Source organism: Microcoleus sp. Z1_A1 (assembly GCF_036700305.1).
Classification (GTDB): Bacteria; Cyanobacteriota; Cyanobacteriia; order Cyanobacteriales; family Microcoleaceae; genus Microcoleus.
The window spans coordinates 38,033-51,636 of the sequence record NZ_JAUBOR010000017.1; the positions used below are offsets into that span (position 1 = coordinate 38,033).

11 protein-coding genes are annotated in these 13,604 nt (G+C 46.3%); 5 read left to right on the top strand and 6 right to left on the bottom strand.

The window, feature by feature from the left end; translation table 11 throughout:
* Positions 1-49 precede the first annotated feature (49 nt).
* Positions 50-241 (bottom strand): twin-arginine translocase TatA/TatE family subunit, encoded by a 192-nt coding sequence (gene tatA, locus QT973_RS13555; protein ID WP_006632937.1) that lies wholly within the window; start codon positions 239-241, stop codon positions 50-52.
* Between the two features lie 129 nt (positions 242-370).
* Here tatA and QT973_RS13560 point away from each other — a divergent pair, with 129 nt between their 5' ends.
* From QT973_RS13560 to QT973_RS13575, 4 genes are all read left to right on the top strand, one after another.
* Positions 371-1,108 (top strand): phycocyanobilin:ferredoxin oxidoreductase, encoded by a 738-nt coding sequence (locus tag QT973_RS13560; RefSeq protein WP_333208240.1) that lies wholly within the window; start codon positions 371-373, stop codon positions 1,106-1,108.
* 71 nt (positions 1,109-1,179) lie between these two features.
* Positions 1,180-2,823: an HlyD family efflux transporter periplasmic adaptor subunit gene (locus tag QT973_RS13565; protein ID WP_333233488.1), complete on the top strand. Its 1,644-nt coding sequence runs from the start codon at positions 1,180-1,182 to the stop codon at positions 2,821-2,823.
* 182 nt (positions 2,824-3,005) lie between these two features.
* The gene (gene devC, locus QT973_RS13570) at positions 3,006-4,166 is read left to right on the top strand and encodes an ABC transporter permease DevC (protein WP_333054753.1); all 1,161 of its coding nucleotides are present in this window, start codon (positions 3,006-3,008) and stop codon (positions 4,164-4,166) included.
* Between the two features lie 125 nt (positions 4,167-4,291).
* Entirely contained in the window at positions 4,292-5,014 is a 723-nt protein-coding gene (locus QT973_RS13575; RefSeq protein ID WP_333054754.1) for a DevA family ABC transporter ATP-binding protein, read from the top strand.
* A 17-nt stretch (positions 5,015-5,031) separates the two neighbouring features.
* Here QT973_RS13575 and QT973_RS13580 read toward each other — a convergent pair whose 3' ends face one another.
* Positions 5,032-5,943, bottom strand: coding sequence for a hypothetical protein (locus tag QT973_RS13580; RefSeq protein ID WP_333054755.1), 912 nt, complete (start codon positions 5,941-5,943; stop codon positions 5,032-5,034).
* Between the two features lie 325 nt (positions 5,944-6,268).
* On the bottom strand, positions 6,269-6,505 hold the full coding sequence (locus QT973_RS13585; protein ID WP_333208245.1) for a hypothetical protein: 237 nt from the start codon (positions 6,503-6,505) through the stop codon (positions 6,269-6,271).
* Between QT973_RS13585 and QT973_RS13590 the strand changes: the two genes are divergently transcribed.
* A complete protein-coding gene (locus QT973_RS13590) occupies positions 6,482-8,563 on the top strand; it encodes a DNA polymerase III subunit gamma/tau (protein WP_333054757.1) in 2,082 nt (693 codons plus the stop codon). The genes QT973_RS13585 and QT973_RS13590 overlap by 24 nt on opposite strands.
* 301 nt (positions 8,564-8,864) lie before the next feature.
* Here QT973_RS13590 and clpX read toward each other — a convergent pair whose 3' ends face one another.
* The 3 genes from clpX to tig form a co-directional block, all read right to left on the bottom strand.
* Complete coding sequence (gene clpX / locus QT973_RS13595) at positions 8,865-10,208, bottom strand: ATP-dependent protease ATP-binding subunit ClpX (protein WP_333054758.1); 1,344 nt, start codon at positions 10,206-10,208, stop codon at positions 8,865-8,867.
* Between the two features lie 9 nt (positions 10,209-10,217).
* Positions 10,218-10,907, bottom strand: coding sequence for an ATP-dependent Clp endopeptidase proteolytic subunit ClpP (gene clpP, locus QT973_RS13600; protein ID WP_333041644.1), 690 nt, complete (start codon positions 10,905-10,907; stop codon positions 10,218-10,220).
* 506 nt (positions 10,908-11,413) lie between these two features.
* Positions 11,414-12,832, bottom strand: a complete 1,419-nt coding sequence (tig, locus tag QT973_RS13605) for a trigger factor (protein ID WP_333054759.1) — start codon at positions 12,830-12,832, stop codon at positions 11,414-11,416.
* Positions 12,833-13,604 lie beyond the last annotated feature (772 nt).

The following is a 13,604-nucleotide window of genomic DNA, read 5'->3' on the forward strand; positions in this document are numbered from 1 at the left end:
CGCTTGAACCCTTAAAAATGAGGACTAAAATCCTCACTACAAACCTAATTTACACTTTCGGCTGACCCTCTTCCTCTTTATCCTTCTCAACAGCTTCATCCTCAGATTGACCAACCCCTTCCTTAAAACTCCGCAGCGTTTTACCCAAAGCATTTCCTAACTCAGGAATCTTCTTGGGGCCGAAAATTAGAATAGCGACTACCGCAATAATGCCCATTTCGGGCAATCCCAGACCAAACATACACTCATCTCCTGTAAAACTTGCTCGATCGTAAGTCAATCTACTGATATTGTTAAAGTATCTACGTTTTTTCCTGCATCCTGCAAGAGTAGAATCAAGTTTTATTAAGCTATCCCCCGATAAATAGGAATGTTAGAAATATCCCAGCCTTCTCTGCGCGAACAACAGCACCATCTCATCCGCGATTTAGCAGACCGGATGGAAGCAGTATGGCACCGCTATCTCGACCTCGAACCCTACCACCTGCCCGCTGAGTTGGGATACGTAGAAGGGCGCTTGGAAGGAGAAAAACTGATCATTGAAAACCGCTGCTATCAAACGCCCCAGTTCCGCAAAATACACCTCGAACTCGCTAAAGTCGGGCCGGTACTTGACATACTGCACTGCGTGATGTTTCCCAGACCGAATTATGCTTTGCCGATGTTCGGTACGGATATAGTAGCAGGCAAAGGCCAAGTTAGCGCCGCGATCGCAGACCTTTCTCCCCTCAATCCCGATCGAACTTTGTCGGAAACCTACCGAACCCAACTGGAAAGTTTGCAGATAGACCAATTTTCTTGTCCCCGCCAAATTCCCGAATGGGGGGATATTTTCTCAGAATTTTGTCTGTTTGTGCGGCCAGAGTCTCTCGAAGAAGAAACTCGGTTTCTGGATATTGTTCAATCCTACGTTGAAATTCACTGCCAACAGGCAGTCGCTTGCGAACCAGTCTCTGCCGCAGAAGGATCGAAAATTCTAGACGCTCAAATTTACTACTGCACCCAGCAGCAGCAAAACGACAAAACCCGCCGCGTACTCGAAAAAGCTTTCGGTCAAGATTGGGCAGAACATTACATGACCGAGGTGCTTTTTGATATCCCTAAATAGCTGAAATTGGTTTACAATACTTCATAGTGGGTGGAAAAAACTTAATCAGGAAATCACCTACTTTATAAGTAATGGTAAAGGAATCACGGGTTAAGGATAAATCATTTTTAAAACCCCCAGGGCGAGGAGTCATCGGTTTAGCGATCGCCGCCACTGTAATTACCACAGGAGTCGGTTTTTGGCAAGTATCTCAAATTAGAAAAGCCGAAGAGTTAAAGGCGGCGGCTGCAACGGCGGCTGCAACTTCCGTCGCCACCCGCAACAGCGTTACCGCTTTGGGTAGGTTGACTCCCCAGGGGGAAGTTATCAAATTGTCGGCCCCTTCGGCGTCGGAGGGAGCAAGAATTGAACAGTTGCAGGTGGAAGAGGGCGATCGAGTCAGTCAAGGACAAATCATAGCAGTTCTCGATACGCGCGATCGGCTCCAAGCAATCCTCCAACAAGCCGACAAAGAAGTCAAAGTCAAACAAGCAGAATTAGCGAAAATTCAAGCAGGCGCAAAAACAGGCGTTGTCGGCGCCGGGAAAGCAGAAGTTGCCAAGTTTGAAGCACAAGTGCAAAGAGAAACCGAAGCCGAAGCCGCCAATGTCGCCCGCTTAGAAGCTCAACTGCGAAGAGAAACCGAAGCCGAACAAGCTAACGTCGCCAAATTCGAGGCCGCGCTGCAAAGAGAAACCGAAGCGGAACAAGCTAATCTTGCTAAATTTGAGGCACAACTCCAAAGAGAAACAGAGGTGCAGCAAGCCAAATTGGCTAGGTTAGAAGCTCAATTGCGGGGCGAAATTGCCTCTCAAAACGCTACAGTCGATCGGCTAAAAGCCGAATTAACCAACGCCGAAGCCGAGGAAAAACGCAATAAAGAACTCTCCGAAACAGGCGCAATTTCTGCTTCCGCCTACGACACCAAACGCTTAGCAGTAGAGACGGCTCGCCAGAGAGTCAAAGAAGCGCAAGCTATATTAGAAAAAACCGTGCAAACACTGCAAGAGCAAATAGTCGAAACGAAAGCAACAATCAAACAAACAGTAGAAACAGGCCAGCAGGAAATCAATCAATCGCGAGCCAATCTCAAACGCAAATTAGAAACTGGTAGGCAGGAAATTAACCAAGCCAGAGCCACCTTAAATCAAAAGATAGAAACAGGTAGAGAACAAATTAATCAAGCCGAAGCAATACTCAAACAAAAAGCAGAAACTGGCCAAGAAGAAATCAATCAAGCCAAAGCAAATCTAGACCAAATTGCCGAAGTACGTCCCGAAGATGTGCAAGCAGCCCAAGCCGCCGTAGAAAGTGCGATCGCCGCCAAACAAAAAGCTCAAGTAGACTTAAACTTAAGTTACATCAAAGCACCCGTATCCGGCTACATTCTCAAAGTTCACAGCCGACAAGGAGAACGTGTCAACACTCAAGACGGCATCGTAGAACTAGGCGGCACCGATCAAATGTACGCCGTAGCAGAAGTTTATGAAACCGACATCGCCAAAGTGCGAAACGGCCAGCGCGCAGCAGTCACCAGCCCCGTTTTGGCAGGCACTTTGGCAGGAACAGTCGCTCGCATCGGCAAACAAATCGGCAAAAAAGATGTCCTGAATACCGACCCCGCCGCCGACACTGATGCTAGAGTTATCGAAGTAAGAATTCGCCTCGATCCCGAGTCGAGCAAAAAAGTTGCAACCTTAACAAACTTGCAGGTTGAAGTTAAAATAGATATCTAAATTTTACGTTGACCAAACTTACGCATGGGCACTCAAGAAACCGCGTTTTTTACCGAGATTAAGGGTGTGAATCAAATATAAGGGTAAAAAACCCGGTTTCTCAACACCCGTGCTTAAATCCTAAAATTATTCAATCCAAAATCCCCAATCTAAAATCTAAAATCTAAAATTGATTGACTCTTATGGCAAAAATACCGCTAGCTTGGGCACAGTTAACTCGCGAAAAAATGCGCTTAGTAATCGCGCTAGCCGGCATTGGATTTGCCGACTTGCTGATGTTTATCCAGTTTGGATTTAGAGATGCGCTGTTTGAAAGTTCCATCAGCTTTCACTCGCAATTAAAAGGAGATATTTTTATCACCAGCACCCAGTCAACGGCTTTAATAGCCATGAAAAGTTTTCCCCAACGGCGTTTGTATCAAGCTTTGAGTTTTAACGGCGTTACCGGAATCAGCCCGGTATATCTAGGCTTTGGTTTGTGGAAAAATCCCGCACCAGACAAAAACAATACCCGCCAACTGATGATAATCGGTTTTGACCCCAATCGTCCCATCTTTGATCTGCCGGAAGTTAAGGATAATTTGGACAAAATCAAAATTTCAGATGTCGTTTTATTCGATCGAGCTTCCCGCCCGGAGTTTGGGCCAGTAGCAGACTATTTCAACCAGGGAAAGCCTGTGGAAACTGAAATAGACAACCGCCGCGTTACTGTAGAGGGGTTATTTACTCTAGGAGCATCTTTCGGTGCTGATGGCAATATTATTACCAGCGATTTGAACTTTCTGCGGATTTTTAACAGTAGAAGAACTAGAGGCTTAATTGATGTCGGAATTGTTCACTTGCAGCCGGGAACTGATGTCAAGGCGGTTATTGAAAAAATGAGGGCAACTTTACCACAAGACGTGACTATTGCTTCTAAAGAAGAGTTTGTAGCTTTTGAGAGAAAATATTGGGAGGAAAGCACGGCGATCGGATTTATTTTCACTCTCGGCGCGGCTATGGGATTTATTGTCGGCATCGTGATTGTCTATCAAATTCTCTATACTGATGTTACTGACCATTTGCCAGAATACGCTACTTTGAAGGCGATGGGATATAAAGACAGTTACTTTTTGAGTGTGGTTTTTCAAGAGGCTTTAATTTTGGCAATCCTGGGCTATTTGCCCGGACTTGGGATTTCTGTGGTGCTGTACAATTTAGCGAGAACTGCTACGAGTTTGCCGATGTACATGACTTTGGGGAAAGTTGTAACTGTGTTTGTCATGACAACAGTCATGTGTTTTGTATCGGGGGCGATCGCGGTTAGGAAGTTGCAGGCGGCAGATCCGGCGGATATTTTTTAAGGAAGGAAGGCACGACACGGATTCTGACACGGATACACGGATTAAAGAATGAGGAATTATGAAATAAAAAAACACTCATAACTCATAACTAATAACTAATAACTAATAACTAATAACTAATAACCATGAACACTCTACCAGTTGTCTCAATTAAAAATCTAAACCATTCTTTCGGCGAAGGTCAACTTCGCAAACAGACATTATTTGACATCAACCTAGAAATTTATCCGGGCGAAATCGTGCTAATGACGGGGCCTTCGGGGTCTGGTAAAACAACATTGTTAACCTTGATTGGAGCTTTGCGATCTATCCAAGAAGGTAGTCTGAAAATTCTCGACCAAGAATTGCGGGGAACGCCGAAAAATAAATTAGTACAAGTCCGTCGCGACATCGGTTATATTTTCCAAGCTCATAATTTGCTGAAATGCTTGAGTGCTAGGCAAAATGTGCAAATGTCCCTCGACCTACACAACCATCTTTCTAACAAAGAAACTAATGATAAAATAGAAGGGATTCTGGAAGCTGTGGGGTTGGGAGACAGAATAGATTATTACCCAAGCAGTCTTTCGGGCGGCCAAAAACAAAGAGTTGCGATCGCCCGCGCATTAGTCAGCCAGCCGAAATTAGTATTAGCAGACGAACCCACAGCAGCACTAGACAGTAAATCAGGTCGAGATGTGGTAGAAATCATGCGAGGTTTAGCCAAAGAACAGCACAGCACTATTTTGCTTGTCACCCATGACAACCGCATTTTAGACATAGCCGATCGCATTATTCACATGGAAGACGGCTACCTCGCACAAGATACATCAACAGCGGCTGCCACAGGCGTTCTTTCGGGAAAATAATATTAATCCACCTCAACTTATTTCCGAGAACCGGGACGCTTTCCTCCTACCTTGGCAGGACTTTTTGTTGCACCTTTGGCTGGAGTTTTAGAACTACTTTTGCCGTTTTTTTGGCCTTTCGCTCCTGTCAACTGGCTCTCAAGGTCATTTGCAGGTCGGCCCGCAGGCGTTCTCGTAGTCCTAAAGGTAACATTCACCCCTTCATTCGACTGTTCCAGCACCAACATCGGCGTCGGCTTGGCTTTTTGATCCCACTCAATATGAACGATGCGACCTTGAATTGTCGGCTGCCAACTGTCGTGGTCGTCTGAAGGACTCAGATAAGTTTCCAAACAGTCAATAATTTGATTAATTGTCGCTGATGTAGCCTGAGTCGGCAGTTTCATCAGCTTAATTTGAATCCGAAACAGCACTCGTTTTTCTATTTTTACCGCCGGATCGCCAGTTTCGTATTCGATATCAAACATCGAATCCACTTGCCTGCCACTGCCGGCATTCCCGTTTTTATCTCCCACTGCAGCCTGAGTCGGACGCAGGGCAATACTAATTTTCTCTTTGACTTTTACCTTAATCTGATTCACAATGGCAAAGTGAAAGACTTCTTCCGCCATTCGCATTCTCAGGTAGTCTAAATTAAAGTCTCGCGAGTGGATAAGGTCGGGATTCTTTTCCATCTTTGACATGGTTTCCAGAGCCATTTTGTATTTTTTCTGGAGTTCTCGATTTCTAAACTCCTCAAACTTGAGCTTTTTGCTCAAATCGTCGAGTTTTAGCTTGGTAAACACAGCTAAACCGATAAGCAATAACAACAGTAATCCCGACGCTCCCATGAAGAGTTGGTCTGAGGACGGATCTCCGGGTTTAGCCTGTTTAGGTTTGGGAGAGGCTACTGCCAACCTTGGTTCTACAAGGATTATTTGGGTTGACATGGGCTTTTAAAGGGTAAAATTTGACGCTATATTTATACAGGACTCCAGAGTAGAGCTGGTAGTGCAACTGGATCAACCAACATTGACATCATTCCACCATCATCTTGGTACAACTGGATTTCTGCAACTGGAACACGCACCCTCTAATTAATACTTTATCTTTAACTGCAAGCAGGTTTCCGAAATATCGGAAAATCGTGCGCTGGTACTGGCCAATAGAAATGGTGAATTGTCTGTAAGATATTATACCAATACAGCTAAAAAAAATGTTGGTTCGGGGGTCTCCTTTTCTAGAAAAATAAAAAGAAATACACATAAATTAATACTAACTCTGGAAGCGAGCTGCGGAAAACATCAAGCAGAACAGTCGATCGCCCGGACGATCGAGGGGCGGACATTGAAGAGTGCTAATTCCTACTGTTGGCTCACTCCCCCCGTGCAAGCCCACCGGGCGGCTTGCTGTGAGAGTCGAGCTCTCTTTGCGATCGAACAACGTCTCCTTAGCTAAGATTACAGCTAATACCACCAATATTCGATCGTGACCTACGAACCCCTGCACCACAAATATCGCCCTCAGACATTTGCCGAATTAGTCGGTCAAGAGGCGATCGCCCAAACCCTCACCAGCGCCATCCTACAAGAGCGCATAGCACCAGCATATCTATTCACCGGCCCCAGAGGCACCGGTAAAACCTCCAGTGCCCGAATTTTCGCCAAATCCCTCAACTGTATTTCTACGGTAGCCCCCACCCCCACACCCTGTGGCAAATGCAACGTTTGCCAAGAAATTGCCCGAGGTTCGACACTAGATGTCATCGAAATTGACGCCGCCAGCAACACCGGAGTAGATAACATTCGGGATTTGATTGAACGAGCTCAATTTTCGCCCGTACAGTGCCGCTATAAAGTATATGTAATCGACGAAGTTCATATGCTCAGTACCCAGGCATTTAATGCCTTATTGAAAACATTAGAAGAACCGCCAGATCGCGTTGTATTCGTCCTCGCCACAACCGACCCACAAAGAGTATTACCAACTATTATTTCTCGTTGCCAAAAGTTCGACTTCCGCCGCATACCACTCGAAGCAATGATTGCTCACTTGCACAAAATTGCCCAATTAGAAAACATCAATATTGCCAGTGATGCAGTACAAATGGTTGCTCAAATCGCCCAAGGAGGTCTGCGAGATGCCGAAAGTTTGCTCGACCAACTGAGCTTATTTCCCGGTCAAGTAACAGTCGAAAAAGTTTGGGATTTAGTCGGTGCGGTTCCCGAAAATGATTTAATGGATTTGCTGCAAGCTATTGATACAGATAACGCTACAGCATTAATAGACATGACTCGTCACCTAATGGATCGCGGTCGGGAACCGCTAATCGTGCTGCAAAGTCTCGCGAGCTTTTACCGAGATTTGCTAATAGCCAAAGCTGCCCCGAAACGGTCAGATTTAGTAGCTTTAACATCGGCCACTTGGGAAAAACTGGGGGATTTTGCCCGCAATTGGGATGCCGAGTTGATTTTGGCCGGTCAGAAACATTTGCAAACCCACGAAGTGCAAATTAAAAACACCACTCAGCCGCGTTTGTGGCTGGAAGTAACGCTGTTGGGATTATTGCCATCAGCAATTAGAACTCAGCAGCAACCAACAGCCGAACCAGCGAAAAATGTTGCTCAACCACCACAAAATTACCCCCCCCAACCAAGGGCGGGCACGGGGGCACCGCCCCTACAATCGGGAGGAAGTCAAACATCTAATATTGAACAATCTTCTGTTCCCAATTCGCAAAATCCTCCGCCGCAGTCGCCGCCTGTGGCTAATCGAATAGAAAACACACCTCCTGCAGCGATTCCTGCACCTGCACCAACTGCGGAAACGAATCAAACAAATTATTCCCCGGCTAATTCAGGCGATGAAATCGATTTAAATCGAGTGTGGGAACAGGTACTTGACCGCGTGCGGCCCCATGGAACTCAATCGCTGCTTCGTCAACATGGACAGCTAGTAATTTTTAGCAATGATACTGCTTATGTTAAGATTAGTTCGCAGCCGTTGCTCAATATGGTTAAAGACAAAGTAGCTAATATTGCAGAAGCTTTTTTGCAAATTTTTAACCGTCGAGTAACAGTAAAGGTGGGCTTGACAAATCCCGCTGAAACTAATAGTTCCCGCACCAAGAATTTGCCAACTTCTAACGGACGTGGTGGCGAAAATGCCAGCAATTCTCATCCTGCGGATGATGCGGGCCAACAGGTGCAGAAGTCGGCGGCTTCTGAGATTACAGATGATTTTTTGGGGAAGGGTAGAGAAGAACAAAAACACCCGCCTGCGACTGAAAATACCGCTGTTAATGTGCCGGCAATTTCCGAATCGCGATCGCCCACAAACGGTTCTACAGACTCTCAAACTGACTTTAACGCTCAGGCTATAGCGGTGCGTGATGACGCGCGAGATGTCGCGAATAGGGCTAGGCAATGGGCTGATATGTTTGACGGGCAAGTAGTCGATTTGTCTGATGACTTGGAGATTTGGGAGTCGGAAACTTTTAGATTGGAATCTGAACCTGATTTTTCCGAGTTATCTTCTGAGTTAGGTGAGGATGATTTTATTGATTGGTAAATGAGAATTGGGCATTGGGCATTGGCTTGATATGATATCAATTTCGGTTGCACTCTTGGAAATGATAGAGGAGACGGCAGTGCCATCTCCCTACAATGTTATTTTGGGTAGGGAGACGGCACTGCCGTCTCCTAATTTCGGCTACTAATAATTTCGATGCAACCGGAAACGATATGATATGTTGTACCATGCTCAAGAACAGGCTTTCCGGCCTGTTCCACAAAGAGTGAATTTTCTTGTGGGGAGTATGGGTTGGGCAGGAGATCCCGCCCTAAAAGACTTATTGACAATGTGAAAACTTTTAAGCCGATTCCGGTTTTGGTAGCGAAGACGGAAGTACCAATAACTCAGCAGTCGATCGCTTCTCGACCATTTCCTTAGTAATCGTACACCGGGCAACATCCTTGCGCGACGGCAACTCGTACATCACATCCAACATCAATTCTTCGACAATTCCCCGCAGCGCCCGTGCTCCAGTTTTGCGGCGGTATGCTTCCTGGGCGATCGCCCGAATCGCCTCTGGCTTAAAGTCCAACTGCACATTATCCATCTTCAGCAGCTTTTGATACTGCTTAACCAAAGCATTTCGGGGTTCCGTCAAAATCGCCATCAGCGTTTCCTCATCCAGCGGTTCTAACACCGCCGCCACCGGCACCCGCCCGATAAACTCAGGAATCATCCCAAACTTCACCAAATCATCCGGTTCCAGTTGCTTGAGTACATCAGCAGCCCGCTTTTCCTTCGGCTGAGCTTCTCCGGGCTGAATAAAGCCCATTGACTTTTTGCCCGTTCTCTGCTCTATCACTTTCTCCAGACCGACAAAAGCACCACCGCAGATAAACATGATATTGCTGGTATCAATTTGGATGCAGTCTTGGTAGGGATGCTTGCGCCCGCCTTGGGGAGGTACATTGGCGATCGTCCCCTCCAGCATTTTCAGCAGCGCCTGCTGCACGCCTTCCCCAGAAACATCCCGCGTAATCGAAGGATTTTCGCTCTTGCGGGCTATTTTGTCAATTTCATCAATATAAATAATTCCGCGCTGCGCCTCTTCCACGTCCATATCTGCCACTTGCAGCAGCCGCAGCAAAATATTTTCCACATCTTCCCCGACATAGCCCGCTTCCGTCAGCGTCGTCGCGTCAGCCACCGCAAACGGCACGTCTAGCATATCCGCCAAAGTCTGAGCCAGCAGAGTTTTGCCGCAACCAGTCGGCCCGATTAACAAAATATTCGATTTTTGCAGTTCTACTTCTTCCGGCGGGTGCTTGCCACTATTTTTGGCATGGATAAAGCTCAGGCGCTTGTAGTGGTTGTAAACTGCCACCGAGAGCACCTTTTTCGCCTCATCTTGCCCGATCGCATTTTCGTCGAGATAATTTTTAATTTCCCTCGGCTTGGGAATTTGGCTCAGCGACATACTTTTGCCCGAAGTACCGCGGCGCTTTTGCGTCGTTTCCTGCTTCGGAGCCACCGCCGCTGCGGGCACTGCACTCGAATCAAACAACTCCTCATCTAAAATTTCATTGCACAAGTCAACGCATTCGTCGCAGATATACACCCCGGGCCCTGCGATCAACTTGCGTACTTGCTCTTGAGACTTGCCACAAAACGAACATTTTAGATGGGAGTCGTACTTAGACATAACAGCCTCTTAATTCAGTGCAGTGACATTCTCTCCCGCCGTCGGAAGGTTTTCCTTAGCGATAACTCGATCGACCAAACCGTAATTTTTGGCTTCCTCGGCTGACATAAAAAAGTCGCGCTCTGTATCCGCCTCTAATTTGTCGATCGGTTGACCCGTGTGGTGCGCTAGCAGTTGATTCAGCTTACGCTTATGATAAAGGATTTCTTTGGCTTGAATCTCAATATCAACTGCTTGACCTTGAGCACCTCCAAGCGGCTGGTGAATCATAATCCGGGAACTCGGAAGAGACATCCGCTTACCGTGAGCTCCTGCTGTCAGCAGAAATGCGCCCATACTCGCTGCCAAACCGTAACAAATCGTCACCACATCCGGGCGGATTTGCTGCATTGTGTCATAAATTGCCATGCCGGCCGTCACCGAGCCACCGGGGGAATTAATGTACATTTGGACATCTTTTTCTGGGTCTTCGGCATCTAGATACAATAGCTGAGCCACTATTGAGTCAGCAACTTCGTCGGTTACGGGAGTTCCTAAAAACACAATTCGCTCCCGCAGCAAGCGCGAGTAAATGTCAAAAGCCCGCTCGCCCATCCCCGACTGTTCTAGCACCATCGGCACTACATTGCTGGGGCTGGAACTGACATCAAAATCGTTATAGCTTGTAATTAGGTAATTGGAAGATTGAGATACAACCATAAGACACCAGTCAAGGATTCTAGACAATTTGCTGCTGCTGATGAAAGCTTTAAATTAAGCCGCCAGCTTTTAACTATTATGCCTCTTCTGAACAGATATCGGGGGAATGGGGAATTGGGCATTGGCCAAACAGGGCATAGTCGAGCAAAAATCTTGTGACTATTTAACCCAAATTCAACAGTAGCTCGACATTAAACGTAAAATTCGATCGCACTTCAGATACCCCCGATCCCCGCCCTAGGCACACTCCAAGAGCCAATTAGTGTCCACTTAAGCTTTCAGCCTGCCAAGTCCACCAGTGGGCCCGCTAGTCCGCCAGGGAATCAATTCCACGGGGCTTATAGCTAAAGTCCTCACTATGAGGACTAATGAATTATTCAGTCCTCATAGCGAGGACTTGCGCTTTGAGGCAGGGGTTTAAACCCCTGCCCGACTGCGGGTTTAACGTGTTTGTTGACACGAAGAAGGGCTGGCGTGCGGTGTCCCTACTACTTTGATTCTGCGCCCTATTCTTCGCCTACGACTTCCACTTCAACGCTCGTGGCTGCTTCTGCTGAATCTTCAGCGTCCGATTCTTCTGATTCTTCTGCTGCTGCAGGAGTCAGTGAGCCTTCAGGTACGAGTTCGATTGTTCCTTTTTCTTCCAACCATTTCAGGGTTTTTTGTTTGAGCAAGTCTTCTGCTACAAATTCCTGCAACCTTTGGGGGTCAAAATCTCCTTTGGGAAACTGCTTTCTGATTTTTGCTACTTCTGCTTTTACTTCTGCTGGTTCAACAGATAAGGATTCCAGCTTGGCTACTTCTGCCAGAGCTAAATTCTGCTTGAGGCGCTCGATTGCTTCCGGGCGCGAGCGTTCCCGCATCGGGCCCATATTTTCTTCGGTAAACAGTTGGTTGATATCTATGCCGTAATTTTTCAATTGGAGGGCTTGTTGATTCAACAAATAATCGATTTCGCGATCGACCATTGTTTCGGGAATTTCCACTTCTATTAGCTGCACAAGTGCTGCTGATATAGCTTTTTCCTTATTAGCTGATGTCTGGTTTTCTTGGTCGGCTTTAAACCGAGTTTCCAGCGATTCGCGCAGTTCTGCTAAGGTTTCAAACTCGCTGACTTCTTGGGCGAAGTCGTCGTCCAACTCCGGCAATTCTTTTTCCTTAAGTTCTTTGAGGGTAATCGTAAAGACTGCTGGTTTTCCGGCTAATTCTTCACTGCTATACTCTTCGGGGAACTGTACAGAAACTTCTCTCGTTTCTCCTGGATTCATCCCGATCATGCCTTGGATAAAGCCCGGTACAAACTGATTTTCCGACAATTCTACTTGGAAGTCTTCTGCTTCGCCACCGGGAATTTCTGCGGGAGTTTCGCCTTCTGGTGCTTCCGCAAATCTACCGGAGAAATCAACCAAAGCCGTGTCTCCCAACTGAGCTGGCCGGCCTTCTACGGGGATTAAAGTAGCTTTGTCCGATCGATATTTTGCCAATACCTCATCTACCTGACCCTCATCATACTTAGCTTCTTCTGCTTGAAGCTGCAAACCTGTGTACTGACCCATTTTTACTTCGGGTTGTACATCAACCTTCGCCGAAAAAATCAGAGGCTGTTCTGGATCGAACTTCTCTAGTAATTCTTCAAACTCGGTGCGAAGTTCAAAACTGCCAATTGCCGCAATTTTTTCTTGTTCGAGGGCTTTTTGCAGGGAATCATTAATCAAATTTTCCAAAGCCGTCGCCTTCAAACGACTCTGGCCTAGGCGCTGTAGCAAAACTTGACGGGGAACTTTGCCTTTGCGGAACCCAGGAATACTAACCTCGCGAGCAAATTGTTTAATTACTTGCTCGTAAGCTTGTTTTGACTTTTCTGACGGTACTTCGATTTCCAGACCAATTTGGCTAGCTGGAAGTTTTTCCTGGGTTACTTTCATCGGCTTTTTTGATATTTAACAATAGTGTATTGACACTCCCTGTCCTTTAGGTCAGGGATTCTTAATTCAGCGACTGACCTTAAAATGTTGCGTCCTTTCGGCAATCCTCAAACTTTTTAACCGTAGAAATCCTACCAATTAACGAGCCTGATTCGCAGTCATCCCTCTTGGTCTATCTCCAAAAGCGTACTAGGATATTTACCTAGAGTTCGGGTATGCCCTACCCTACTTAACAAGACTAAATAGTTTGTTTCTCTGGTTAAAGGAACTGTGTTAAGCCCCTAGCTGTTTATAGAGTTTTCGCCGCTCTTTGTCCCCCGGTTTACGCGCCAAAGTGTGTCGTTAACTGTTTTTATGCACTAGGGCGCAGGAGTTTAACCTTGACTACTCTAGAATACTAGAAATTTCCTGACTTTTAGGAAGGGATTTAAGAAATTAAAGCCGTCCTAGAAGGACAGGGTTTTAGACCCAATTTCCTTGATAAAATACATACAAATCTGACTTTGCCTGCATTTTAATTTTGTACGCTTTGACTCGTAACGGCACAACTACAACACCTTTACCGGATGAGACTGTAAGTCATTGCCGGCTACTTTTTTGGCTCTTGCCAAATAGTTTGGGTTTGAGGATACTAGCTTTTGCTAGGAATGTGGAGGTTAAGTCCACTAATTGCCGATGCACCATAGCACATATCGCCCTGTGATGTCAATCTTGCCGGTCTCTGCGGCCAGTCAAAGTCAATGGATGCGCCTGCGAAAATGCAGATATATCG